The 25,200-nt window shown below is 65.0% G+C and carries 28 protein-coding genes; 24 read left to right on the forward strand and 4 right to left on the reverse strand.

Going from position 1 to position 25,200, the window contains the following annotated elements; genetic code table 11:
- Positions 1-3 precede the first annotated feature (3 nt).
- The 18 genes from rpsQ to C9412_RS01150 all read left to right on the forward strand — a co-directional run bounded on the left by rpsQ (position 4) and on the right by C9412_RS01150 (position 10,239).
- Positions 4-273: a 30S ribosomal protein S17 gene (gene rpsQ, locus C9412_RS01065; protein ID WP_053519744.1), complete on the forward strand. Its 270-nt coding sequence runs from the start codon at positions 4-6 to the stop codon at positions 271-273.
- Between the two features lie 12 nt (positions 274-285).
- Positions 286-654: a 50S ribosomal protein L14 gene (gene rplN / locus C9412_RS01070; RefSeq protein ID WP_004145357.1), complete on the forward strand. Its 369-nt coding sequence runs from the start codon at positions 286-288 to the stop codon at positions 652-654.
- A 16-nt stretch (positions 655-670) separates the two neighbouring features.
- Positions 671-988, forward strand: a complete 318-nt coding sequence (rplX, locus tag C9412_RS01075; RefSeq protein WP_053519745.1) for a 50S ribosomal protein L24 — start codon at positions 671-673, stop codon at positions 986-988.
- A gap of 11 nt (positions 989-999) precedes the next feature.
- The gene (gene rplE / locus C9412_RS01080; RefSeq protein ID WP_004145361.1) at positions 1,000-1,542 is read left to right on the forward strand and encodes a 50S ribosomal protein L5; all 543 of its coding nucleotides are present in this window, start codon (positions 1,000-1,002) and stop codon (positions 1,540-1,542) included.
- 18 nt (positions 1,543-1,560) lie between these two features.
- On the forward strand, positions 1,561-1,866 hold the full coding sequence (rpsN, locus tag C9412_RS01085; RefSeq protein WP_107229957.1) for a 30S ribosomal protein S14: 306 nt from the start codon (positions 1,561-1,563) through the stop codon (positions 1,864-1,866).
- A gap of 258 nt (positions 1,867-2,124) precedes the next feature.
- Entirely contained in the window at positions 2,125-2,523 is a 399-nt protein-coding gene (rpsH, locus tag C9412_RS01090) for a 30S ribosomal protein S8 (RefSeq protein WP_005408210.1), read from the forward strand.
- Positions 2,524-2,541: 18 nt separating this feature from the next.
- Entirely contained in the window at positions 2,542-3,066 is a 525-nt protein-coding gene (gene rplF, locus C9412_RS01095) for a 50S ribosomal protein L6 (RefSeq protein ID WP_107229958.1), read from the forward strand.
- 32 nt (positions 3,067-3,098) lie between these two features.
- The gene (gene rplR, locus C9412_RS01100) at positions 3,099-3,452 is read left to right on the forward strand and encodes a 50S ribosomal protein L18 (RefSeq protein ID WP_107229959.1); all 354 of its coding nucleotides are present in this window, start codon (positions 3,099-3,101) and stop codon (positions 3,450-3,452) included.
- A gap of 161 nt (positions 3,453-3,613) precedes the next feature.
- Entirely contained in the window at positions 3,614-4,156 is a 543-nt protein-coding gene (gene rpsE, locus C9412_RS01105) for a 30S ribosomal protein S5 (RefSeq protein ID WP_053448882.1), read from the forward strand.
- Complete coding sequence (gene rpmD / locus C9412_RS01110) at positions 4,149-4,340, forward strand: 50S ribosomal protein L30 (protein ID WP_004145412.1); 192 nt, start codon at positions 4,149-4,151, stop codon at positions 4,338-4,340. The genes rpsE and rpmD overlap by 8 nt, the downstream gene beginning before the upstream one ends.
- 6 nt (positions 4,341-4,346) lie before the next feature.
- On the forward strand, positions 4,347-4,790 hold the full coding sequence (gene rplO, locus C9412_RS01115) for a 50S ribosomal protein L15 (protein WP_004154498.1): 444 nt from the start codon (positions 4,347-4,349) through the stop codon (positions 4,788-4,790).
- 7 nt (positions 4,791-4,797) lie between these two features.
- A complete protein-coding gene (secY, locus tag C9412_RS01120; protein WP_107229960.1) occupies positions 4,798-6,165 on the forward strand; it encodes a preprotein translocase subunit SecY in 1,368 nt (455 codons plus the stop codon).
- Between the two features lie 347 nt (positions 6,166-6,512).
- A complete protein-coding gene (gene rpsM, locus C9412_RS01125) occupies positions 6,513-6,869 on the forward strand; it encodes a 30S ribosomal protein S13 (protein WP_004154500.1) in 357 nt (118 codons plus the stop codon).
- Between the two features lie 11 nt (positions 6,870-6,880).
- On the forward strand, positions 6,881-7,270 hold the full coding sequence (gene rpsK / locus C9412_RS01130; RefSeq protein WP_004145443.1) for a 30S ribosomal protein S11: 390 nt from the start codon (positions 6,881-6,883) through the stop codon (positions 7,268-7,270).
- A 15-nt stretch (positions 7,271-7,285) separates the two neighbouring features.
- Complete coding sequence (rpsD, locus tag C9412_RS01135) at positions 7,286-7,915, forward strand: 30S ribosomal protein S4 (protein ID WP_004145446.1); 630 nt, start codon at positions 7,286-7,288, stop codon at positions 7,913-7,915.
- 55 nt (positions 7,916-7,970) lie between these two features.
- Positions 7,971-8,969 carry a DNA-directed RNA polymerase subunit alpha gene (gene rpoA, locus C9412_RS01140; RefSeq protein ID WP_004145453.1) on the forward strand — a complete coding sequence of 333 codons (999 nt, stop codon included), beginning with the start codon at positions 7,971-7,973 and terminating at the stop codon, positions 8,967-8,969.
- A gap of 193 nt (positions 8,970-9,162) precedes the next feature.
- A complete protein-coding gene (gene rplQ, locus C9412_RS01145; RefSeq protein ID WP_053519752.1) occupies positions 9,163-9,546 on the forward strand; it encodes a 50S ribosomal protein L17 in 384 nt (127 codons plus the stop codon).
- Between the two features lie 186 nt (positions 9,547-9,732).
- A complete protein-coding gene (locus tag C9412_RS01150; protein WP_058980348.1) occupies positions 9,733-10,239 on the forward strand; it encodes a disulfide bond formation protein B in 507 nt (168 codons plus the stop codon).
- Between the two features lie 88 nt (positions 10,240-10,327).
- Here C9412_RS01150 and C9412_RS01155 read toward each other — a convergent pair whose 3' ends face one another.
- A complete protein-coding gene (locus C9412_RS01155; RefSeq protein WP_107229961.1) occupies positions 10,328-12,454 on the reverse strand; it encodes a TonB-dependent receptor in 2,127 nt (708 codons plus the stop codon).
- A gap of 219 nt (positions 12,455-12,673) precedes the next feature.
- Here C9412_RS01155 and C9412_RS01160 point away from each other — a divergent pair, with 219 nt between their 5' ends.
- Both C9412_RS01160 and C9412_RS01170 read left to right on the forward strand, forming a co-directional pair.
- Positions 12,674-14,065 (forward strand): 3-deoxy-7-phosphoheptulonate synthase class II, encoded by a 1,392-nt coding sequence (locus tag C9412_RS01160; RefSeq protein WP_107229962.1) that lies wholly within the window; start codon positions 12,674-12,676, stop codon positions 14,063-14,065.
- A 591-nt stretch (positions 14,066-14,656) separates the two neighbouring features.
- Positions 14,657-15,841, forward strand: a complete 1,185-nt coding sequence (locus C9412_RS01170; RefSeq protein ID WP_343125553.1) for a mechanosensitive ion channel family protein — start codon at positions 14,657-14,659, stop codon at positions 15,839-15,841.
- A 118-nt stretch (positions 15,842-15,959) separates the two neighbouring features.
- Here C9412_RS01170 and C9412_RS01175 read toward each other — a convergent pair whose 3' ends face one another.
- From C9412_RS01175 to typA, 3 genes are read right to left on the reverse strand one after another with little or no spacing between them, the layout of a single operon-like run.
- Positions 15,960-17,582, reverse strand: a complete 1,623-nt coding sequence (locus tag C9412_RS01175) for an amidase (protein ID WP_107229963.1) — start codon at positions 17,580-17,582, stop codon at positions 15,960-15,962.
- A gap of 41 nt (positions 17,583-17,623) precedes the next feature.
- Positions 17,624-18,091: a DUF2127 domain-containing protein gene (locus tag C9412_RS01180; protein WP_049467554.1), complete on the reverse strand. Its 468-nt coding sequence runs from the start codon at positions 18,089-18,091 to the stop codon at positions 17,624-17,626.
- An 11-nt stretch (positions 18,092-18,102) separates the two neighbouring features.
- Entirely contained in the window at positions 18,103-19,950 is a 1,848-nt protein-coding gene (gene typA / locus C9412_RS01185) for a translational GTPase TypA (protein ID WP_107229964.1), read from the reverse strand.
- A gap of 273 nt (positions 19,951-20,223) precedes the next feature.
- On the opposite strand from typA, the gene C9412_RS01195 reads away from it, so the two are divergent.
- The 4 genes from C9412_RS01195 to prpE all read left to right on the forward strand — a co-directional run bounded on the left by C9412_RS01195 (position 20,224) and on the right by prpE (position 25,120).
- On the forward strand, positions 20,224-20,715 hold the full coding sequence (locus C9412_RS01195) for a peptidylprolyl isomerase (RefSeq protein ID WP_005408225.1): 492 nt from the start codon (positions 20,224-20,226) through the stop codon (positions 20,713-20,715).
- A 118-nt stretch (positions 20,716-20,833) separates the two neighbouring features.
- Positions 20,834-21,820 carry a malate dehydrogenase gene (locus C9412_RS01200; RefSeq protein ID WP_004153634.1) on the forward strand — a complete coding sequence of 329 codons (987 nt, stop codon included), beginning with the start codon at positions 20,834-20,836 and terminating at the stop codon, positions 21,818-21,820.
- Between the two features lie 151 nt (positions 21,821-21,971).
- Complete coding sequence (locus C9412_RS01205; protein WP_107229966.1) at positions 21,972-22,586, forward strand: RluA family pseudouridine synthase; 615 nt, start codon at positions 21,972-21,974, stop codon at positions 22,584-22,586.
- A 653-nt stretch (positions 22,587-23,239) separates the two neighbouring features.
- Positions 23,240-25,120 (forward strand): propionate--CoA ligase, encoded by a 1,881-nt coding sequence (gene prpE / locus C9412_RS01210; RefSeq protein WP_107229967.1) that lies wholly within the window; start codon positions 23,240-23,242, stop codon positions 25,118-25,120.
- Positions 25,121-25,200 lie beyond the last annotated feature (80 nt).

The raw sequence follows: 25,200 nt of genomic DNA on the forward strand, positions 1-25,200 counted from the left end.
GCTATGAGCGACAATACTGAAAACAAGACGCTGCGCACGGTCGAAGGCCGTGTCGTCAGCAACAAGATGGACAAGACGGTTACCGTCCTGGTTGAGCGTCAGGTCAAGCACGCGCTGTACGGCAAGTACATCAAGCGCTCGACCAAGCTGCACGCCCACGATGCCGACAACGCCTGCAAGGAAGGCGATGTCGTCCGCGTGACCGAGATTGCTCCGATGTCCAAGACCAAGAACTGGCGCGTGGTGGAAGTCATCACGCGTGCGGCTGAATAAGGAGTCTGAATCATGATCCAGATGCAGAGCTACCTTGACGTCGCGGACAATTCGGGTGCCAAGCAGGTGATGTGCTTCAAGGTGCTGGGTGGTTCCAAGCGCCGTTACGCCGGCATCGGCGACATCATCAAGGTCACCGTGAAGGATGCGATTCCGCGCGGCAAGGTCAAGAAGGGCGAAGTGTATGACGCCGTCGTGGTGCGTACCCGCAAGGGTGTGCGTCGCGCCGACGGCTCGCTGATCCGCTTCGACGGCAACGCTGCCGTTCTGCTGAACAGCAAGCAGGAGCCGATCGGCACCCGTATCTTCGGGCCGGTGACCCGTGAACTTCGTTCGGAGAAGTTCATGAAGATCGTCTCGCTCGCTCCCGAAGTGCTGTGAGCGACAGGAGATAATCATGGCTAACCGTATCAAGAAGGGCGACCAGGTCGTCGTCAACACCGGCAAGGACAAGGGCAAGCAGGGCGAAGTCGTCCGCGTCGACGGCGACCGTGTGGTCGTCGCCAACGTGAACATCGTCAAGCGCCACACCAAGCCGAACCCGCAGGCAGGCGTTGCCGGCGGCGTGGTCGAGCGTGAAGCTTCGATCCATATCTCCAACGTGAATGTGCTGAACCCGGCTTCGGGCAAGGGCGAACGCGTTGGCTTCAAGGTGCTGGAGGATGGACGCAAACTGCGTGTGTTCCGCTCCAGCGGTGAGGCGCTCGACGCCTGAGGAATGTGAAGATGACTTCCCGTCTCGAAAAGTTCTACAAGGAAGAAGTGGTGCCGGCGCTGATGAAGCAGTTCGGCTACACCAATCCGATGGAAGTGCCGAAGCTCGTCAAGGTCACCCTGAACATGGGTGTCGGCGAAGCGGCCACCAACAAGAAGATCCTGGAAAACGCCGTCGGCGACATGACCAAGATTTCCGGCCAGAAGCCGGTTGTCACCAAGTCGCGTATCTCGGTTGCGTCGTTCAAGATCCGTGATGGCTGGCCGATCGGCTGCAAGACCACGCTGCGTCGCCACAAGATGTACGAGTTCCTGGACCGCCTGATCAACATCTCGCTGCCGCGCGTGCGCGACTTCCGTGGTGTTTCCGGTCGTTCCTTCGACGGTCGCGGCAACTTCAACATGGGTGTGAAGGAACAGATCATCTTCCCGGAAATCGACTTCGACGCCGTCGACGCGATCCGCGGTATGGATATCGCCATCACCACCACTGCGAAGACCGACGCGGAAGCGAAGGCGCTGCTGGCAGCGTTCAAGTTCCCGTTCCGTAACTGATCTGTCGAGGAAACCGAAATGGCAAAGACCTCCATGGTCAACCGCGACATCAAGCGGGAAAAGCTGGCCAAGAAGTACGCTGACAAGCGTGCGGCTCTGAAGAAGATCGTGTCCTCGGTGGACGCGAGCTACGACGAGAAGATCGAAGCCGCTACCAAGCTGGCCAAGCTGCCGCGCGACTCGTCGCCGAGCCGCCAGCGCAACCGCTGCGAGCTGTCCGGCCGTCCGCGTGGCGTTTACAGCAAGTTCGGCCTCGGCCGCAACAAGCTGCGTGAAGCCACCATGCGTGGCGACGTCCCGGGCCTGCGCAAGGCCAGCTGGTAATCCCAGCCGGTCCTGCGATCAGGAGCCCCCTCGGGGGTTCCTGAACCGGGGAGGGGAGGCATTCAGCTTCCCTTCTGCGAAAAAACCCGAAGAGCCCGACGCAAGTCGGGCTCTTTTGGCGTATACTCCCGCGTCTTGCCCTGTGCAAACCGGGTTTTAGGGCGGGCCGCTGGCCTGCCGCAAGAAGGGACCTGGCCCGTTTCCAGGAGACAACAGATTTTCGCGAAAGCGGATATCGGTGCACTCAAAGGTACTCATATGAGCATGACTGATCCCATCGCCGACCTGCTGGTCCGCATCAAGAATGCGGCTGCGGTTGGCAAGCAGACGGTGAAAGCCCCGTCGTCCAAGATCAAGGTTGCGATCGCCCAGGTCCTGAAGGACGAGGGTTACATCACCGACCTGCGCGTGACCCAGCTGGAAAACAACAAGTCCGAGCTGGAAATCGTGCTGAAGTATTTCGAAGGCAAGCCGGTCATCGCGACCCTGAAGCGCTTCTCGCGTTCGGGCCTGCGCCAGTACCGCGGCAAGAGCGAGCTGCCGAAGGTCATGAACGGCCTGGGTATCTCCATCATTTCCACCTCCAAGGGCATCATGACTGATGCGCAGGCGCGCCAGCTGGGCGTCGGCGGCGAAGTCCTGTGCTTCGTGGCCTAAGGCGAAAGGAGTAGAACTATGTCCCGCGTAGCCAAGAAGCCCGTCGACCTGGGTAAGGTTGAACTGAACGTCCAGTCCGAATCCGTCACCGTCAAGGGCCCGAAGGGCACCCTGTCGCTGGCCAAGCCGGCCGGTATTGCCATCAACGTCGACAACGGCGTTGCCACCCTGAGCACCGAGAACGCCGAGCTGGTCGCACTGACCGGTACCGTGCGTGCGATCCTGTCCAACATGGTCAAGGGCGTGTCCGAAGGCTTCGAGCGCAAGCTGGAGCTGGTCGGCGTGGGTTACCGCGCTGCCATGCAGGGCAAGGACCTGAGCCTGTCGCTGGGCTTCTCGCACCCGGTCGTGTTCGTGGCGCCGGAAGGCATCACCCTGTCGACCCCGACCCAGACCGAGATCCTGGTCCAGGGCGCTGACAAGCAGGTCGTCGGTGAAGTCGCCGCCAAGATCCGTGCGTTCCGCAAGCCGGAACCGTACAAGGGCAAGGGCGTGAAGTACTCCGACGAAGTCATCATCCGTAAGGAAGCCAAGAAGGCCTAATTAGGTCCTTCCGCTTTCAAGGGAAAAACAAAATGAACAAGAACATCGCCCGCCTGCGTCGCGCCAAGTCGACCCGCGCCCACATCCGTGAGCTCGGCGTTGCCCGTCTGTCGGTGCTGCGCACCGGTCAGCATCTGTACGCCCAGGTCTTCACCGCTGACGGCTCCAAGGTGCTGGCTGCTGCCAACACCACCCAGGCCGACATCAAGGAAGGCCTGAAGAACGGCAAGAACGCCGACGCCGCCGCCAAGGTCGGCCGTATCGTCGCTGAGCGCGCCAAGGCCGCCGGCGTCGAGAAGGTTGCCTTCGATCGTTCGGGCTACCGCTACCACGGCCGCATCAAGGCCCTGGCAGAAGCCGCCCGCGAAGCCGGCCTGCAGTTCTAAGGGATAAGGGCAGGGGACTTCGGGTCCTCTGCCCGCCTGCTCGCCAGCCTGAGTGAGGCTGGACGGCGCCGCTCTTCTGTAGCGGCCCACCGGAACAACGCGTCACTCCACAACCATAAGCGGCCTCGAGCCGTACATACCCAAACTACCAAGGAATCAAAATGGCAGAAGAGCGTCAGCAGCGGGGTCGCGATCGCGACCGTAACCGCGAAGAGAAAGTCGACGACGGCATGATCGAAAAGCTGGTCGCGGTCAACCGCGTCAGCAAGACCGTCAAGGGCGGTCGCCAGTTCACCTTCACCGCCCTGACCGTGGTCGGCGACGGCGAAGGCAAGGTCGGTTTCGGCTATGGCAAGGCGCGCGAAGTGCCGGTCGCCATCCAGAAGTCGATGGAACAGGCGCGCAAGAACCTGGTCAGCGTTGACCTGAACAACGGCACCCTGTGGCACACCATCAAGGATGGCCACGGCGCTGCACGCGTGTTCATGCAGCCGGCTTCGGAAGGTACCGGCGTCATCGCCGGCGGTGCCATGCGCGCCGTGCTGGAAGCGGTTGGCGTGAAGAACGTGCTGGCCAAGGCCACCGGCTCGCGCAACCCGATCAACCTGGTGCGTGCCACCGTGAAGGGCCTGACTGCAGCGCAGTCGCCGGCTCGCATCGCGGCCAAGCGCGGCAAGAAGGTGGAGGAACTCAACCATGGCTAATGAGTCCAACAAGACTGTGAAGGTGCGCCTGGTGCGCGGCCTGCGTGGTGCTCAGTCGCGTCACCGCCTGTCGGTGCGTGCTCTGGGTCTGAACAAGCTCAACGATGTGCGTGAACTGAAGGACAGCCCGCAGGTTCGCGGCCTGATCAACACCGTTCACTACCTCGTCAAGGTTGAGGAGTAATCGATCATGACTCTGCGTCTCAATGAACTGAGCCCGGCACCGGGCGCCCGCACCGAGCGCACCCGCGTCGGTCGCGGTATCGGCTCGGGCCTGGGCAAGACTGCCGGCCGCGGCCACAAGGGTTCGTTCGCCCGTAAGGGTGGCGGCAAGATCAAGGCTGGCTTCGAAGGCGGCCAGACCCCCATGCAGCGTCGTCTGCCGAAGATCGGCTTCCGTTCGCCGATCGCCAAGGACACCGCTGAAGTGCTGCTGTACGCGCTGGACAAGCTGCCGGCCGGTGAGATCGACTTCGCCGCCCTGCGTGCTGCCAAGCTGGTCCCGAGCACTGCCAAGAAGGCCAAGGTCGTCGTCAAGGGCGAAGTGACCAAGGCGTTCACCCTGAAGGGTATTGCTGCCACGGCTGGTGCCAAGGCCGCGATCGAAGCTGCCGGCGGCAGCGTAACGGAGTAAGAAAATCATGGCGCAAGCTGGCATCGGTAACCTCGCGGGCGGAATGGGCAAGTTCACTGAACTTCGCCAACGTTTGCTGTTCGTCGTCGGGGCTTTGATCGTCTATCGCATCGGCTGCTACGTGCCGGTGCCGGGCGTCAATCCCGATGCCATGCTTGCCATGATGCAACAGCAGGGCGGCGGCATCGTGGACATGTTCAACATGTTCTCGGGCGGCGCCCTGCACCGTTTCAGCATCTTCGCGCTGAACGTGATGCCGTACATCTCGGCATCGATCGTGATGCAGCTGGCCGTGCACATCTTCCCCGCCCTGAAGGCGATGCAGAAGGAAGGTGAGTCCGGTCGCCGCAAGATCACCCAGTATTCGCGCATCGGCGCCGTGCTGCTGGCAGTGGTGCAGGGCGGTTCGATCGCGCTGGCCCTGCAGGGCCAGGTCTCGCCGTCGGGCGCTCCGGTCGTGTACGCGCCGGGCATGGGCTTCGTGCTCACCGCTGTGGTCGCGCTGACCGCCGGCACCATGTTCCTGATGTGGGTCGGTGAGCAGGTCACCGAGCGCGGCATCGGCAACGGCGTGTCGCTGATCATCTTCGCCGGTATCGTGGCGGGCCTGCCGGGTGCGGTCATCCACACCTTCGATGCCTACCGCGACGGCAACATCCAGTTCATCCAGCTGCTGCTGATCGCCATCGTCGTGCTCGCCTTCACCTTCTTCGTGGTGTTCGTCGAGCGTGGCCAGCGCCGGATCACGGTCAATTACGCGCGCCGCCAGGGCGGTCGCAACGCGTACATGAACCAGACCTCGTTCCTGCCGCTGAAGCTCAACATGGCCGGCGTCATCCCGGCGATCTTCGCCTCGAGCCTGCTGGCCTTCCCGGCCACCCTGGCCATGTGGTCCGGCCAGGCGGCCAACCAGAGCAGCTTCGGCCAGGTTCTGCAGAGGGTCGCCAATGCCCTGGGCCCGGGCGAACCGCTGCACATGATCGTGTTCGCTGCGCTGATCACCGGCTTTGCGTTCTTCTACACCGCGCTGGTGTTCAACTCGCAGGAAACCGCCGACAACCTGAAGAAGTCCGGCGCGCTGATTCCGGGCATCCGTCCGGGCAAGGCCACCGCCGATTACATCGACGGCGTGCTGACCCGCCTGACTGCGGCTGGCTCGGCCTACCTGGTGATCGTCTGCCTGCTGCCGGAACTGATGCGCACGCAGCTGAACGCCTCGTTCTACTTCGGCGGTACTTCGCTGCTGATCGTGGTGGTGGTGGTGATGGACTTCATCGCCCAGGTGCAGGCGCACCTGATGTCGCACCAGTACGAGAGCCTGCTGAAGAAGGCCAACCTGAAGGGCGGCAACCGCGGCGGCTTTGCCCGCGGCTGATTGGCCTGTTATACTTTCGTCTTCCTGACGTGATGGTCCCTCCGCTTCGCGGACTCCGGCCACACAAACGAAGGGCGGCCCCCGCAGCGGTTCCGGGTGGGGGTGTGATGAGGTGGTCCCGCGCTGGAGTAGCGCGGGCGGCTCCGGGGGAAACCCCAGGTCCAACCCCATCCGGCGCCGGAGCCTGGGCACACTCCCCAGGCCGGGTTCATGAAACCAATGGTTTCACGGGCTTCCATGTAAACCGGAACCTTGTTAGTATCGCTAGTTCACTTTTTTGATCCATCCTGCCGGATTGGCGTGCCCGAGGCGCGCTGTCGGCCATCACTCAGCTGGAGAACCGCGTCATGGCGCGTATTGCAGGCGTCAACCTGCCAGCCCAGAAGCATGTCTGGGTCGGGTTGCAAAGCATTTACGGCATCGGCCGTACCCGTTCGAAGAAGGTCTGCGAAGTCGCAGGCGTTGCTTCGACCACCAAGATCCGCGATCTGTCGGAGCCGGAAATCGAGCGCCTGCGCGCCGAAGTCGGCAAGTACATCGTGGAAGGCGATCTGCGTCGTGAGATCGGCATCGCGATCAAGCGCCTGATGGACCTGGGCTGCTATCGCGGCCTGCGTCACCGTCGTGGCCTCCCGCTGCGTGGCCAGCGCACCCGTACCAACGCCCGCACCCGCAAGGGTCCGCGCAAGGCGATCAAGAAGTAAGGGACTGAGAAATGGCTAAGCCCGCTGCTAAGACCAAGAAGAAGATCAAGCGCGTCGTCACTGACGGCGTTGCCCACGTCCACGCTTCGTTCAACAACACCATCGTCACCATCACCGACCGCCAGGGCAATGCTCTGTCGTGGGCGACCTCCGGTGGCGCTGGCTTCCGCGGTTCGCGCAAGTCGACCCCGTTCGCTGCCCAGGTGGCTGCTGAAAAGGCCGGTCGTGCTGCGCTGGACTACGGCGTGAAGTCGCTGGAAGTCCGCATCAAGGGCCCGGGTCCGGGCCGTGAGTCGGCCGTGCGTTCGTTGAACAACGTCGGCTACAAGATCACCAACATCATCGACGTGACGCCTATCCCGCACAACGGGTGCCGTCCGCCGAAGAAGCGTCGCGTCTAAAGGGAGCGATAAGAAATGGCTCGTTATATCGGTCCTACCTGTAAGCTCGCCCGTCGCGAAGGCGCCGACCTGTCCCTGAAGAGCCCGGCGCGTGCGCTGGACTCCAAGTGCAAGCTGGAGCAGAAGCCCGGCCAGCACGGCGCCACTGCCCGCAAGGGCAAGCTGTCCGACTACGCCACCCAGCTGCGTGAAAAGCAGAAGGTCAAGCGTATCTACGGCCTGCTGGAGCGTCAGTTCCGCAACTACTACAAGAAGGCCTCGACCAAGAAGGGCAACACCGGCGAGAACCTGCTGCAGCTGCTGGAAACCCGCCTGGACAACGTCGTCTACCGCATGGGCTTCGCCGTGACCCGTCCGGCTGCCCGTCAGCTGGTGTCGCACCGCGGCGTCACCGTGAATGGCAAGTCGGTCAACCTGGCTTCGTACCAGGTCAAGGCTGGCGACGCCATCGCTCTGTCTGAAAAGGCTGCCAAGCAGCTGCGCGTCCAGGAAGCCCTGACCGTCGCCGCCCAGCATGACCTGAGCCCGTCGTGGGTTGAAGTGGATTCCGGCAAGTTCACCGGCATCTTCAAGGCTGTTCCGGATCGTTCGGATCTGCCTGCGGACATCAACGAAGCGCTGATCGTCGAGCTGTATTCGAAGTAATTCACATTGGAGAGCCCCCGGCGACGGCCGGGGGTTCACTAGGAGAACCCGCAACATGACGGTTACCGCCAACCAGGTTCTGCGTCCTCGCGGTCCGCAGATCGAACGCCTTACCGACACCCGTGCAAAGGTCGTTATCGAACCTTTGGAGCGGGGTTACGGGCATACGCTGGGCAATGCCCTGCGTCGCGTGCTGCTGTCGTCCATCCCGGGCTTCGCCATCACGGAAGTCGAAATCGACGGCGTGTTGCATGAGTACACCACGGTCGAAGGTCTGCAGGAGGACGTGCTGGAAGTCCTGCTCAACCTGAAGGACGTGGCCATCCGTATGCACTCCGGCGACAGCGCCACCCTGTCCCTGTCCAAGCAGGGCCCGGGCGTTGTCACCGCTGCCGACATCAAGGTTGACCACAATGTGGAAATCTTGAACGGCGACCATGTGATCTGCCACCTGACCAAGGACACGGCAGTCAACATGCGTCTGAAGATCGAACGTGGTTTCGGCTACCAGCCGGCTGCCGCGCGTCGTCGTCCGGACGAAGAAACCCGTGCCATCGGCCGTCTGGTCCTGGATGCCTCGTTCTCGCCGGTCCGCCGCGTCGCCTATGCCGTGGAAGCGGCTCGCGTCGAGCAGCGCACCGACCTGGACAAGCTGGTCATCGATATCGAGACCAACGGCACCATCGATGCCGAGGAAGCCGTGCGCACCGCCGCCGACATCCTCAGCGACCAGCTGTCGGTGTTCGGTGACTTCACCCACCGCGATCGCGGTGCGGCAAAGCCGGCCAACAACGGCGTGGATCCGGTGCTGCTGCGCCCGATCGACGATCTGGAGCTGACCGTGCGTTCGGCCAACTGCCTGAAGGCCGAGAGCATCTACTACATCGGCGATCTGATCCAGAAGACCGAAGTGGAGCTGCTGAAGACCCCGAACCTGGGCAAGAAGTCGCTCACCGAGATCAAGGAAGTGCTGGCTCAGCGCGGCCTGTCGCTCGGCATGAAGCTGGAGAACTGGCCGCCGGCCGGCGTCGCCAGCCACGGCATGCTGGGCTGATATCGGTAATGGCTGAGGGCTCCACCGGCAACGGTGGAGCCTTCAACCGGTTTACCAAACATGCCACGACGAACCCCAGGTTCGCGGGCAGGGCGTCCAGGACGGGCGACCAGGACCATCCGCAGTCCACGCAGCAACGCCAGGATGGCGACAACGATCCGCACAGTCTCATCATTAACCAAGGAATATCACCATGCGTCACCAGAAGTCTGGCCGTAAGTTCAGCCGCACCAGCGCCCACCGCGAAGCGATGTTCAAGAACATGGCCGCCTCGCTGTTCAAGCACGAGCTGATCAAGACCACCCTGCCGAAGGCCAAGGAACTGCGCCGCGTTGCCGAGCCGCTGATCACCCTGGCCAAGGTCGACTCCGTCGCCAACCGCCGTCTGGCCTTCGCCCGTCTGCGTGACAACGAAGCCGTGGGCAACCTGTTCACCATCCTGGGCCCGCGCTACGCGAACCGTCCGGGCGGCTACCTGCGTCTGCTGAAGTGCGGCTTCCGCGCCGGCGACAACGCACCGATGGCCTACGTCGAGCTGGTTGACCGTCCGGCCGTGGCCGAGGAAGTGGCCGAGTAATCGGACCGCTCCAACGCGACACAGTGAAAGCCCGGCATCTGCCGGGCTTTTTCGTTTCTGCGGGGTCGGATCGCGCGCCGGAGGCACGGGATCTGACCCTCACCGTTCCGACAGGCGTCACCTGTGGCGGTTCGAATGGCGCGCGCTCTCGGTTACGCTTGGCGCCTGATCACTTGAGCGTTGACGATGAATCCACTGCGCTGGCCCTTCCGCGCCCAGTTCTTCCTGGGCTTCCTGATCTGCGCGGGCCTGCTGGGCTACGCGATCTTCCTGCAGCTGAAGATGGGCCTGGAGCCGTGCCCGCTGTGCATCTTCCAGCGCCTGGCGTTCGCCGCCCTGGGCCTGTTGTTCCTGATCGGTGCGTTGCACGGTCCGTCCAACCGCCCTGGCCGGGCGACCTACGGCATCCTCGCCTTCATCGCTGCGGCGGTGGGCGTGGGCATCGCCGCGCGCCACGTCTATGTGCAGATGCTGCCGCCGGAGATGGGCGCGACCTGCGGCCCGCCGTTGAGCTTCCTGCGCGAGACGATGGGTCCGCTGGAAGTGTTCCGCACGGTGCTGACCGGCACCGGCAACTGCGGCAACATCGACTGGACGTTCCTGGGCCTGACCATGCCGATGTGGTCGGGCGTGTGGTTCGTGCTGCTGGCGCTGTGGGCGCTGGTGGTGTCGCTGCGCAGGGTCAAGCGCTGAACGTAGCCACCCATGGCGTGGCTCTACTGGGTAGTGCCGGCCGCTGGCCGGCATACCGTGGAATTGCCGGCCAGCGGCCGGCACTACCTCAGAAGTCCTGCTGCAGGCTCAGGTAGGCGCCGCGACGCGGTCCCCATTGCGGGGCAAATACACCGACGCCGCCACCGTCGCGCAGCTGGTAGCTGCGATCCAGTGCGTTGATCACAGCCACCTGCACGTGCAGCGGATGCCCGCTGTCGGCGTTGAAGTCATGCCCGGCGCTGAGGTTCACCTGCAGGTACGATGGCAGCTCGCCGCCGTTGGGCACGCCCTCGATATCCGAACGCAGGCCGCTGCCGAACACGTAGTTCGCACCGATCCGGTTGTGGCCGGCGAGGGCATAGCTGAGGCCACCGGACGAGGTCAGTTTCTGGTCGTGGTCCAGGTGGATCCAGTGGTCGGCCACGTAGGCCAGGGCGTCCGGGTCGAGGTTGTACTGGCCGGTGATGACCTGGGTGCCGATAGCCTTGTTGTACGCCGCGTTGAAGTAGGCACTGAACGGGCCGTTGCTGTAGTCGGCACTGAACTCCAGGCCACGGATGTGGCCGCGGCCATAGTTGAAGGTCGAGTAGATGTACGCGGCGCCGAACTGGCCTTCGTCCTGCAGGCGCGCAACGCGGCGGTCGTACGCGTCCAGGCCCAGGGTCAGGTGTTCGCCCAGCTGCTGCGAGACGCCGATGTCGTAATAGTCACTGCGCTCGGCCAGGGGCGTGGTGTTGCCGCCGCTGGGCTGCTGGTTGGTGGTGCCGTCGTACAGGGCGATGTCGCTGCTGGCGATCAGCTCACTGGCCGGCGGCGTGAAGTAGCGTGAATAGCCGGCGTGCACGGTGGTGCTGTCGCTGGCATTCCAGACCACGCCCACGCGCGGGCTGAGCTGGCCTTCGGTGTGGCCGAAGGCCTTGTAGCGGTCGCCACGCAGGCCATAGTTCACCGTCCAGTCGTCGCCGATCTTCCATTCGTCCTGCACGTACAGCGCCAGCGTGCTGGCATGGAAGGCGCTGCGGTCGGGGATCAGCCGCGGCGTGGTGCTGGACTGCTGGCCGCTGTCGTCCACCGGGAACACCCAGCTGTTGTTGCTGGCCTGTGCGTTCTCGTAATTGCCATACAGGCCATAGCGCAGCGTGTGGTCGTTGCCCAGCGGCGTTGAGAAATCGGCCTGCAGGGTGTTGGCGCGGTTGCTGCGCTGCACCTGCGAGGCGACGCCGCTGAACACCAGGTCGCCGATGACATCCGGGTTGAACGCCACATCGCTGTAGCGCTGCCCGGCCGAGAGCTGATAGGCGGTGGCGCCGAGCGTTCCCTGCAGCACCAGCATGCCGAAGCGAGTGGCCTCGCGCTGGGTCTCGTCCAGCTGGCTGGAATCGAAGGTAGTGGTGTCGAGATAGCCGAACTGCGGCGTCTGGCCCGGATTGACCGGAATCTGGAAGCGGTTGTTGGCGAAGCCGGCAAACACACTCAGGCGCGTGCTGTCGTTGACCAGGTAGGTGAGGTCGGCGAAGGCCTTGCCCTGATGGGTATCGTCATGCAGCGGCCTGCGCGCGTTGGTGGGGTTCTCCAGGCCAACATCGTTCTGGTCGTAGTTGCCGGTCAGGAACCAGCTCCAGCGCCCCTGGCTGCCCCACCAGGAGGCATTCGGGTTGAGCTTGCCGAATGATCCGGCGGTCAACCCGACACTGCCGCCGTTGCCAAGCTCGGCGCCACTGCGGGTGGTGATGTCGACCACCGCCGCCGTACGCTCGCCGAACTGTGCCGGCAGCGCGCCGTCCATCAGGCGGATGCTCTTGATGGTGCGGGCGTCCAGAGTCTGGCCGAAGCCGGAAATCGACTCGGGCAGCACGACGCCGTTGATGCGGTACTGCAGATTGGCGTGGTCACCGCGGACATGCACGCCGCCGTAGGAGTCCTGCACCACGCCGGGTGCCTGCAGCAGCACCTGGCTGAGCGGCGCGGAGGCGCCCAGCGGCTGCTTCTGGATGTCCTCGGCGGTGATCTGGTACTGGCTGCTGCCGATGTCCGGCGACAGTGCATTGCGGGCCTGGTCGAGCTGGGCGTGGACGGTGACCGCGTCCAGCTGGGTGACCGGCGCGGCCGCATCATTGGCGGCGGCAGCGAAGGCCGGGAGGCTGGCCACGGCCAGGACGAGGGTGATGCCGGTAGCGAGGGGCGAGGGCTTCATGGGGAGGGGCGGAGCCTGGGGCGTAGGAGGGGCCGGTCCGTGACATGTCAGTGTTACTCCGTAACAAATCATGCGCCTGTTGGAGCCGTCGTGGACATGCCGTGTCTGGCCGCTCGCGTTGCCCTTTCCCCACCGTTCAGGCTGCCGGACGCGGCCCTGGCCCTTTGCGACAGCGGCCGGCTCTGCGACCATGACCGCCCCCCACCCCGGAAGTCTGCAATGAGCCTGTCCGCCGTTCCGCCCGTGTCCGATCCTGCCGCAGGTGCCGTTGGCGCCGCCTGGTCGCCGGAGAGCTGGCGTGGCAAGACCGCGCTGCAGATGCCGACCTATCCCGATCCGGTGGCGCTGGACGCGGCGCTGCACGAACTGAAGCGGCTGCCGCCGCTGGTCACCTCCTGGGAGATCCTGGCGCTGAAGCAGCAGCTGGCCGAGGCCCAGGAGGGCAAGCGCTTCCTGCTGCAGGGTGGCGACTGCGCGGAGAACTTCAGTGACTGTGAATCGGGCACCATCTCCAACCGCCTGAAGGTGCTGCTGCAGATGAGCCTGGTGCTGGTGCACGGCCTGCGCCAGCCGGTGATCCGCGTGGGCCGCTTCGCCGGCCAGTACGCCAAGCCGCGCTCGGCCGACACCGAGACCCGCGACGGCGTGACCCTGCCCAGCTACCGTGGCGATGTGATCAATGCGCCGGCGTTCACCGAAGCGGCGCGCCTGCCGGATCCGAAGCGGATGCTGCAGGCCCACGCGCATTCGGCGATGACGATGAACTTCGTGCGGGCGCTGATCGATGGTGGCTTCGCCGATCTGCACCATCCCGAGTACTGGAACCTGGAGTGGGTGCGGCATTCGCCGCTGGCCGCCGAGTACCAGAAGATGGTGGCCTCCATTGGTGATGCGGTGCACTTCATGGAGACCCTGGCCGGGGCCCGCGTGCACAACCTCAACCGCATCGATTTCTACACCTCGCACGAAGCGCTGCTGCTGCCCTACGAGCAGGCGTTGACCCGGCAGGTGCCGCGCCAGCAGGGCTGGCTGAACCTGAGTACGCATTACCCGTGGATCGGCATGCGCACCGCCGCGCTGGATGGCGCCCATGTCGAGTACCTGCGGGGTGTGCGCAACCCGATTGCGATCAAGGTCGGGCCGTCGGTGTCGCCGGACCAGCTGCTGCGCCTGATCGACGTGCTCAACCCGCACGACGAACCGGGCCGCCTGAGCTTCATCCACCGCATGGGCGCGGCACAGATTGCCGACAAGCTGCCGCCGCTGCTGGATGCAGTCAAGCGCGACGGGCGCCGCGTGCTGTGGGTGTGCGATGCGATGCATGGCAACACCGAAAGCACGGCCAACGGCTTCAAGACGCGCCGCTTCGACAACGTGCGTGGCGAAGTGGAGATGTCGTTCGACCTGCATGCGGCCGCCGGCACCCGTCTGGGCGGCGTGCATCTGGAGCTGACCGGCGAGGACGTGACCGAATGCACCGGTGGTGCGCGCGAACTGACCGAGCGTGACCTGGAGCGTGCGTACCGCTCGACGGTGGACCCGCGGTTGAACTACGAGCAGTCGCTGGAGATTGCGATGGCGATCGTGCGCAAGCAGGAACAGGTGCGGTAAGGGGTTTTCGGCAGGGCTTGGTAGTGCCGGCCGCTGGCCGGCAACCTCAACAGCAAAAGCAGAAGCGGCATTCCGTGGGATGGTGGGACGGTGTGGGTAGTCAGGACACGCCGTAAACCCATCCATGGGGGCTCGATGGCGCCATTCATGGCGCCAACGGTCCTGCCTACCCACACCGTCCCACCTCTGACGGATTCCTGCGGCGGTTGGTAGGTGTCGACCTTGGTCGACACGGTAGATCCACGCCATGCGTGGATGAATCTCCATCGACATCGAATATTTCGATTTCGGAACGATTTGAGCCGAGCATGGCTCGGCTCTACAGAAGGCAGTACCCGACAGGTCGCAAGGATCTGTCGAAGGCGGGGTGGGTCCGGTTGCGGGGGCGTGAGCCGCATGGATGCGGCGACCGAGCCTCCATGGACGGATTCACGGCGTCCCCCGCAACCGGACCTACCTCGCCATCCCACGGGATGCACGCTGTTGCTGTTGAGGTTGCCGGCCAGCGGCCGGCACTACCGCAGGTGCAGGGCTGCAAGCCCTGCCGACCAACATCCTGCTTACGAACGACTGACGTGACGCTCATGCCCCATGCGCGAGGCTGTCCGCTTGGCTGTTCGAGTGGAGGTGGCAGCGGTGCACTGGCAAAGCGCACAGGCCTACGCATGGCCGTTGGGATTGGCAGCATTGATCGGTGGCATCGGTGCGTGGCTGATCCTGTGGATCTACCATCGATTGAAAGGGCGTGATCGTCGGCGCGCGCGCATCGGTCGCGTGCTGGGCCTGCCGATGGCGACCGCCTGGCCGCTGCTGCTGCTGATCCCTGCATTGCAGGCCACGCCCCTGCAGGATCCGTTGCTTGGCCACCTGCAGCACGTGCTGCATATCGCACTCACGGCCTGCTTCATCTGGTTGCTGGTTCGCGCGGTGGCGGCGGGCGAACGGGCAATCCTGCGCAGTCATCCCATCGATGTCGCCGACAATCTGGAGGCGCGCCGCATCCAGACCCAGACGCGGGTGCTCAGCCGGGTACTGATGGGCGGCATCATCGTGCTCGGCGCATCGCTGGTGCTGCTGACCTTCCCGATGGTGCAGAAGATCGGCACCGCGCTGCTGGCATCGGCGGGCCTGATCGGGCTGGTGGCGGGCATCGCGGCCAAGCCGGTGTTCGGCAACCTGATTGCCGGCCTGCAGATCGCGCTGACCCAGCCGATCCGGCTGGACGACGTGGTGATCGTCGAAGGTGAGTGGGGGCGTGTCGAGGAAATCGGCAGCAGCTATGTGGTGGTGCGGGTCTGGGACGAACGGCGCATGGTGGTGCCCCTGACCTGGTTCATCGAGAACCCGTTCCAGAACTGGACGCGACGCAGCGCGGATCTGCTGGGGACGGCATTGCTGTGGCTGGACTACCGCGCGCCGATCGCGGCGATCCGCAGTGAGCTGGAGCGCATCTGCCGTGGCGAGGCGCTGTGGGATGGACGCGTCTGCGTGACCCAGGTGACCGAGACCAGTGAACGCGCGATCCAAGTGCGGCTGCTGGTCAGCGCGCGCAGCTCCGGTGATGCCTTCGATCTGCGCTGTCTGGTGCGCGAGCGCATGCTCGATTTCCTCGCGCGTGAGCATCCGCAGTCATTGCCGCAGGTTCGTGCACGCGTGCAGCACGAGGACGAGCAGGACATGCCGCGCGGGCCGCGTGCACGCACGGCGGATGTGCGCTCGCCGGGTGCGGAGGATGGCGAAGCGGCGATCGTGCCGGTGGAGGCGCTTGATCGGTAGTGCCGGCCGCTGGCCGGCAGCGCCGGGATGATCGAGCTGCCGGCCAGCGGCCGGCACTACCGGAGCTCAGGATTCGCCGGCGTCACCGGAAGTCAGGATTTGCCGGCGTCATCGGAGATCACGGCTCGTCGGTGTCGATCAGCGTGTCGGTATCAAAGTGCGGTGGCCGTCGCGCGCGCGTGCGTTGTTCATAGGCGTAGGCCATTTCGATCAGCTTCGGTTCGCTCCAGGCGGTGCCCATGAACAACAGGCCCACGGGCAGGCCGTTGATCTGGCCCATCGGCACGCTGAGGCTGGGATACCCGGCCACGGCGGCGGCGCCATAGCTCTCGCCGGGGAAGTCGTCTCCTTCGCTGCGGATCGGCCAGGCCACACCGGTGGTCGGCGCCACCAGTGCATCGAGCTGGTGGGCGGCGAGGGCGGCATCGATGCCTTCCGGGCCGGCCAGCCGGCGCGCATCGCTGCGTGCACGGATGTAGGCGGGATCGGCCAGGCCGGCGGTGGCGTCGGCTTCCACCAGCAGCTCCTGGCCGAACAGGCCCAGCTCCTGCTTGTGGTGCGCCTGGTTGAAGGCGATCAGGTCGGCCAGGCGTCGCAGTGGCGCCCGGTGCGTGTTGAAGTAGCGCTCCAGGCCGGCCTTGAATTCGTACAGCAGTACCGTGCGCTCGGCCTCGGCCCACGCGCCCTGGTTGGGCAGTTCCACCGGCACCACCACCGCACCGGCGCGACGCAGTTCGGTGGCCGCCTGTTCCATCAGCGGTGGCATGCCCCGATAGGTCAGCAGCGGCGTCTGCAGCAGGCCGATGCGCTTGCCACGCAGACCCTGCGGGTCCAGGCGTGCGGTGTAGTCATAGACCGCGCGGCCGGGCATGGTCGCAGTGGCCGGGTCGGCGTCGTCGCGGCCGGCGATCGCGGTCAGCACGGCCGCCGCGTCGGCCACGCTGCGCGTCATCGGCCCGGCGGTGTCCTGGCTGAAGGAGATCGGGATGATGCCGTCGCGGCTGACCAGCCCGACGGTGGGCTTCAGGCCAACGACCCCGTTGATCGCGGCCGGGCAGACGATGCTGCCGTCGGTTTCGGTGCCGATGGCCACGCTGGCCAGGTTGGCCGCCATCGCCACCGCGCTGCCGCTGCTGGAGCCGCAGGGGGAGTGGCTGAGGCGGTAGGGGTTACGGGTCTGGCCGCCGCGCGCACTCCAGCCGGAGATCGAGTCGTTGCCGCGGAAGTTGGCCCACTCGCTGAGATTGGTCTTGCCCAGCACCACGGCGCCGGCCTCGCGCAGGCGTCGCACCAGGTAGGCATCGTCAGGACGGAAGCCCTGCAATGCCAGCGAGCCGGCCGTGGTGCTCATCGGTGCGGCGTTGATGTTGTCCTTGAGCAGCACGGGAATGCCGTGCAGGGCACCGCGCACGCGGCCGTCACGGCGCTCGCGGTCGCGTGCGGCGGCTTCCTTCAGGGCATCGGGATTGAGTTCGATCACCGCGCGCAGGCGTGGCCCGGCACGGTCCAGGGTGGCGATGCGCTGCAGGTAGGCCTGGGTGAGGGTGGTGCTGTCCAGTTCGCCGGCGGTCATCCGCGCCTGCAGGTCGGCCACATCGGTTTCGGCATAGGGGAAGGGCACGTTGCGGCTCGCAGGTTCGGCGGCATGTGCGCTGGACGCGGCCGGACTGCAGCCAGCCGAAAACAGCGCAGGCAGCGCGCTGAGCAGGCAGATCAGCAGAGGCGGCAGGGGCGGGCGCATGGGGCGGCTTGGTCGGCTCCAATCCCCAGTGTAGCCGGTGCTCAGCGGTGACGCTTGCGCAGGTCGCGGGCCAGCACGTAGACCACGATCAGGTTGATCGCCAGGATCGTCCAGGAGGGCCAGCCGGGGTGGCGGATGATCGCGAAGATATCGAAAGGCAGGTACAGCGAGGCGGTCAGGCAGCCCAGCCAGGAGGCCCAGGCCTTGGCCCGCCACAGGCCCCAGGCTTCGACCAGGTGCAGCAGGCCGTAGCCGATCATCCCCGCCGCGGCCAGGTGCACCGCGTCGGGGCTGATCATGTGCAGCAGCGAGGGCAGGGTGCCATGGTCCGGATCCAGGCTGAAACGCCGGATCAGGACCATGATGCCGTGCCGTAGCGGCTGCGGTCCGAGCACTTCCAGCCCGGTGGCAGCCAACAGCGCCAGCATCGCCTTGCTCGCTTCGAGCAGGGCGATGACGTGGAGACCCGGATGCCGGTGCGGATCCGGGTTGTAACCGCTCGGGTTCACGGGGTGCTGGCTCAGCCGCCGCGCGAAGCCTTCTTGCGGTCGCTTTCGGTCAGGAACTTCTTGCGCAGACGGATCTCCTTCGGGGTGATCTCGACCAGCTCGTCGTCTTCGATGAAGTCCAGGGCCTGTTCCAGCGAGTACTTGATCGCCGGGGTCAGCTGGATCGCATCGTCCTTGCCCGAAGCGCGCATGTTGGTCAGCGGCTTGGTCTTGATCGCGTTGACGGTCAGGTCGTTGTCCTTGGAGTGGATGCCGACCAGCTGACCTTCATACACGTTGTCGCCTTCAGCAGCGAAGAGCTTGCCGCGCTCCTGCAGCGGGCCCAGCGAGTAGGCGGGCGTGGCGCCCGGCGCATTGGCGATCATCACGCCGTTGATGCGCTTGGCGATCGCGCCCTGTTCCTTCGGACCGTAATGGTCGAACACGTGGAACAGCAGGCCCGAACCCTGGGTGAGGGTCTTGAACTCGTTCTGGAAGCCGATCAGGCCACGGGCCGGGATCTGGTATTCCAGGCGCACACGGCCCTTGCCGTCCGGCTCCATGTTCTTCAGCTGGCCCTTGCGGGTGCCCAGCTTTTCCATCACGCCGCCCTGGTGCACTTCTTCGATGTCCACCACCAGCTGCTCGATCGGCTCCATCAGCTGGCCGTCGATTTCCTTGATGATCACTTCCGGGCGCGACACGGCCAGCTCGTAGCCTTCGCGACGCATGTTCTCGATCAGCACCGACAGGTGCAGTTCGCCACGGCCGGAGACCAGGAACTTGTCGGCGTCTTCCAGCTGTTCGACCTTCAGGGCCACGTTGTGGACCTTTTCACGGTCCAGGCGGTCCTTGATCTGGCGGCTGGTCAGGAACTTGCCACCGGACAGGTCCTTGTTGCCGGCGAACGGCGAGTTGTTGACCTGGAAGGTCATCGAGATGGTCGGCTCGTCGACGGTCAGCGCCGGCAGTGCTTCCGGGGTATCCGGGGCGCAGAGGGTGTCGGAGATGGTCAGCTCCTGGATGCCGGAGATGGCCACGATGTCGCCGGCTTCGGCCGAGTCCTGCTCGATGCGCTCCAGGCCCAGGAAGCCCAGCACCTGCAGCACCTTGCCGTTGCGCTTCTTGCCTTCACGGTCGATGACCGCGACCTGCATGTTCTTCTTCAGGGTGCCGCGCTGGATGCGGCCGATGCCGATGACGCCCACGAAGTTGTTGTAGTCCAGCTGGCTGATGCGCATCTGGAACGCGCCTTCCGGGTCCACTTCCGGCTTCGGCGCGTGCTGCATGATCGCTTCGTACAGCGGGGTCATGTCGCCGTCGCGCACGGTGTCTTCCAGGCCGGCGTAGCCGTTCAGGGCCGAGGCGTAGACGATCGGGAAGTCCAGCTGCTCATTGGTCGCGCCGAGCTTGTCGAACAGGTCGAAGACCTGGTCGATCACCCACTCCGGACGCGCGCCCGGACGGTCGATCTTGTTGACCACCACGATCGGCTTGAAGCCCATCGCGAAGGCCTTCTGGGTGACAAAGCGGGTCTGCGGCATCGGGCCGTCCATCGCGTCGACCAGGATCAGCACGGTGTCGACCATCGACAGCACGCGCTCGACCTCACCGCCGAAGTCGGCGTGGCCGGGGGTGTCGACGATGTTGATGCGGTTCTTGACGCCGGTCCGCTTGTCTTCCCAGGTGATGGCCGTGTTCTTGGCCAGGATGGTGATGCCGCGTTCCTTTTCCTGGTCGTTGCTGTCCATCACGCGCTCGGCGAGGACGGTGCGCTCGGACAGGGTGCCGGACTGCTTCAGCAGCTGGTCGACCAGGGTGGTCTTGCCATGGTCGACGTGGGCGACGATGGCGATGTTGCGAAGATTTTCGATGGACATACGAAAGGGGGCCAGTCGGCGCCGGATTTGGAAAAAGAAGTCCAACATTATACGTCGAACTTGACGATTCGCGAAAAGGTGGATTTCACGCCGGTCATGGGGCCCATTCAGCTGGCCGACCACCGCCCCGGCCGAGGCCGCCAGGAGCCGGCGGCGCGGCTCCCCGTCCGGAGGCTGAAGCCGGGCTCTTCACCGATGGTCGAAGCCGCCGCCGACACGAGGCGGGTGTAAACTAGGTGGCTAGACGCATTCCCCTTTGCATCAAGGATCTTCATGTCCCTCATCGCCACTTTCGACACCACCCAGGGCCCGATCAAGGTCGAGCTGTTCGCCGACAAGGCGCCGCTGACCGTGGCCAACTTCGTGAACCTGGTCAAGCACGGCTTCTATGACGGCCTGATCTTCCACCGCGTGATCGCCGACTTCATGATCCAGGGCGGCTGCCCGCAGGGTCGTGGCACCGGCGGCCCGGGCTACAAGTTCGAAGACGAGAAGAATGGCGTGAAGCACGAGGTCGGCTCGCTGTCGATGGCCAACGCCGGCCCGAACACCAACGGCAGCCAGTTCTTCATCACCCACATCAAGACCGACTGGCTGGACGGCCGCCACACCGTCTTCGGCAAGGTCCTGGAAGGCCAGGCCATCGTCGATTCGGTCAAGCAGGGCGATGTGATCCATTCGATCACCCTGGAAGGCGACGTCGACGCCGTGCTGGCCGCCCAGGCCGACCGCGTCGCCGAGTGGAACAAGCACCTCGCCGCCTGATTCCCCTTCGAAACGGCCACCCACGGGTGGCCGTTTCCCTGTTCCCCGCCGCCCGCCAGGCCTGCGTGGCTCCGCCCGCGGCGTCCCATCAAACGCTTGCAAGCAAGAGGAAACCCCCATGAAAGCACCCGTTCGTGTTGCCGTGACCGGCGCCGCCGGCCAGATCGGTTATGCCCTGCTGTTCCGCATCGCCTCCGGCGAAATGCTGGGCAAGGACCAGCCGGTCATCCTGCAGCTGCTGGAACTGCCGGTGGACAAGGCCCAGGCCGCCCTGAAGGGCGTGATGATGGAGCTGGAAGACTGCGCCTTCCCGCTGCTGGCCGGCATGGTCGGCACCGATGACGCCGAAGTGGCGTTCAAGGACGCCGACATCGCCCTGCTGGTCGGCGCGCGTCCGCGCGGCCCGGGCATGGAGCGCAAGGATCTGCTGCTGGAAAACGCCAAGATCTTCACCGCCCAGGGCGCGGCGTTGAACAAGGTCGCCAGCCGTGACGTGAAGGTGCTGGTGGTCGGCAACCCGGCCAACACCAACGCCTACATCGCCATGAAGTCGGCTCCGGACCTGAAGCCGGAGAACTTCACCGCCATGCTGCGCCTGGACCACAACCGCGCGCTGAGCCAGCTGTCGACCAAGCTCGGCAAGCCGGTCGGTGGCATGGAGAAGCTGGTGGTGTGGGGCAACCACAGCCCGACCATGTACCCGGACTACCGTTTCGCCACCGCCGATGGTGCGTCGATTGCCGATGCGATCAACGACCAGGAGTGGAACGCCAACACCTTCATCCCGACCGTGGGCAAGCGCGGCGCGGCCATCATCGAAGCCCGCGGCTCGTCCTCGGCGGCTTCGGCGGCCAACGCTGCCATCGACCACGTGCGTGACTGGGTGCTGGGCAGCAACGGCAAGTGGGTCACCATGGGCGTGCCGTCCGACGGTTCCTACGGCATTCCGGAAGGCGTGATCTTCGGCTTCGCGGTGACCACCGAGAACGGCAAGTACACCCTGGTGAAGGATCTGCCGATCGACGACTTCAGCCAGAAGTACATCGACAAGACCCTGGCCGAGCTGGAAGAAGAGCGCGCCGGCGTCGCCCACCTGCTGGGCTGATGCGGGCGGTACCGGCCACGGCCGGTATCTCCGCCGCGATGGTGGGTATCTCCACCGCCACGGTGGGTACCGACCGTTGGTCGGTACGCTCACCGCAGAAAACGGGGAAGCTTCGGCTTCCCCGTTTTTGTTTGAACGGATACGCAAACCGATGATCCACCTGCACTACATCGACGATGCCCTGCTGGTGGCCGAGAAGCCGGCCGGCCTGCTGTCTGTGCCCGGCCGCAGCGAAGAAAACCAGGACTGCGTGGTCACACGCCTGCAGGGGGTGTACCCGGACGCGCTGACCGTGCACCGGCTGGACCAGGTGACCTCCGGCCTGTTGCTGCATGCGCGCGGCAAAGAGATGCAGGCCGCGTTGTCGATGCAGTTCGAGCGGCGCCAGGTCGGCAAGCGCTACGAGGCCATCGTGCAGGGCGTGATCGAAGGCGAGGCCGGCGAAGTGGACCTGCCGCTGATCGTGGACTGGCCGAACCGACCGAAGCAGATGGTCGACCGTGAGCGCGGCAAACCCGCACTGACGCGTTGGCGCGTGCTGGCCCGTGACGCGGGAGCGCAGCGCACGCGCGTGGAGCTGGAACCGATCACCGGCCGCAGCCATCAGCTGCGCCTGCACATGGCCAGCCTCGGCCATCCAATCGTCGGTGACGTGCTGTACGACGCCGCACCGGCGCAGCGCGTGCACCTGCATGCACGCAGCCTGCAATTCACTCATCCGGTGACGGGCGAAGCGCTCGCGTTCGAGTCTGCGGCTCCGTTCTAGGGAGTGGGTGTATCGGCAGGGCTGCGCCCTGCACCTGCTACGAACCGGTGCAACGTCAAAGGCCAAGGTGGCTCTGGTGTTCTGCTTGTTGGGCGGGGCGGTGTGGGTTGGCAGGACACGCCGTAAACCCATCCATGGGGGCTCGATGGCGCCATCCATGGCGCCAACGGTCCTGCCAACCCACACCGCCCCGCCTTCGACAGATCTCCGGTGAAGGATGGTCTATCCACGCTTTGCGTGGATCAAATCCATCGGAATCGAATATTTCGACAACTGATCGAAAAGTATCCACGCATGGCGTGGATCTACCGTGTCGACCAAGGTCGACACCCATCAGGGCAATACGCCGTTCCAACAGATCGCAGGAAACTGTCGAAGGCGGGGTGGGTCCGGTTGCGGGGGCGTGAGCGCCATGGACGGCGCGACCGAGCCTACAGGGACGTATTCACGGCGTCCCCCGCAACCGGACCCATCCCGCCAACCCTCAGGAAACCAGCTTGTGCTGTTGCCGTTGCCGGCCAGCGGCCGGCACTACTGCAGGTGCAGGGCTGCAAGCCCTGCAGAACAAACCCACCCCCTACCAAGGTAGGGCGGCCCGCGCGGCAGCGCCGGACTATCCTCGAACCCATGACTTTGTCTGGGAGGGCTGCGTCATGAACTACGAGGAAACCTACCGTCGCTCGATCGACGAGCCGGAGGCCTTCTGGGGCGAGGAAGCCAAGCGCATCCATTGGCACAAACCGCCACAGCAGGTGCTCGACTACAGCAACCCGCCGTTCCGGCGCTGGTTCGTCGGCGGCGAAACCAATCTCTGCTACAACGCCGTCGACCGCCATCTGGCCGACCGTCCCGACCAGCTCGCGCTGGTGGCCATCTCCACCGAAACCAACAGCACCCGCGAAATCACCTATCGCCAGCTGTATCGCGAAGTGAATGATTTCGCTGCCGTGCTCAAGCATCTCGGCGTCGGCCACGGCGACCGCGTGGTGATCTACATGCCGAACATGGCCGAGGCCGTGTTCGCGATGCTGGCCTGTGCACGCATCGGTGCGGTGCATTCGGTGGTGTTCGGCGGCTTTGCCGCACACAACCTGGCGCTGCGCATCGACGATGCCCGACCCAAGCTGCTGATCGCCGCCGATGCCGGCATGCGCGGTGGCAAGCTGATTCCGTACAAGCCGATGGTCGATGCCGCCTGTGCGGAAGCCAGCGCGCCGCCACCGCACGTGTTGATCGTGTCGCGCGGACTGGATGCGGCCGAGCCGCGCGTGCCGGGCCGTGATGTGGAGTACGCCGCGCTGCGTGCGCAGATCGGGCAGGTCGATGTGCCGGTGCAGTGGCTGGAAGCCAGCGAGCCAAGCTACCTGCTGTACACCTCCGGGACCACCGGCAAGCCCAAGGGCGTGCAGCGCGATGTCGGCGGCTATGCGGTAGCGATGGCACAGTCGATGGAAACCGTGTTCGACTGCAGACCGGGGCAGGTGATGTTCTCCACCTCCGATGTCGGCTGGGCGGTGGGCCATTCGTACAACGTGTACGGCCCGCTGATCGGGGGTTGCACCTCGCTGCTGTATGAAGGACTGCCGACCAACCCCGATCCGGGCATCTGGTGGGCGCTGTGCGAGCAGTACAACGTGCGCACGATGTTCTCTTCGCCCACCGCGATCCGCGTGCTGAAGAAGCATGATGCGGACTTCATCCATCGCCACGACCTGCGCGCGCTGAAGTACCTGTTCCTGGCCGGCGAGCCGCTGGATGAGCCGACTGCGCACTGGATCAATGACGCACTGGGCAAGCCGATCATCGACAACTACTGGCAGACCGAAACCGGTTGGCCAGCGCTGACCCTGCTGCCCGGCCTGGAGATGAAGCCGGTGCGCTTCGGCTCGCCCGGCTTCCCCAACCTCGGTTACCGGATGAAGGTGATCGACGAGAACACCGGCGAAGAAGTCGCGCCGGGACAGAAGGGCGTGCTGGTGGTGTCGCCACCGCTGCCGCCGGGCTGCATGAGCACGGTGTGGAACGACGACAACCGTTTCCTGCAGAGCTACTTCAGCCACTTCAAGGAACTGCTGTACAGCTCGCTGGACTGGGCGATCCGCGACGATGATGGCTATACCTTCATCCTCGGCCGTACCGACGATGTGATCAACGTGGCCGGGCACCGCTTGGGCACGCGCGAGATCGAGGAGGCCATTTCCAGTCATCCGCGCGTGGCCGAGGCCGCCGTGATCGGGGTCAAGGATGAGCTGAAGGGGCAGGTGCCGCTGGTGTTCGTCACCCTCAAGCAGAGCCTCGGTGGCGAGGATCCGGCACCGGTGGTGGCAGAGATGATGGCGACGGTGACGACTTCGCTTGGTGCGGTAGCGCGCCCGGCGCATGTGCACGTGGTCAATGCATTGCCCAAGACCCGCTCTGGCAAGCTGCTGCGGCGCTCGTTGCAGGCGCTGGCCGAGCAGCGCGACCCGGGTGACCTGTCGACCCTGGATGATCCCAGCGCGCTGGAGGAGATCCGCCGGGCGTTGGGCCGCTGACCCGGTAGTGCCGGCCGCTGGCCGGCAATCCCGTCAATCCGGAGGTTGCCGGCCAGCGGCCGGCACTACCCGCGGTTCTT

Source organism: Stenotrophomonas sp. Nf1 (assembly GCF_003028475.1).
GTDB lineage: Bacteria > Pseudomonadota > Gammaproteobacteria > Xanthomonadales > Xanthomonadaceae > Stenotrophomonas.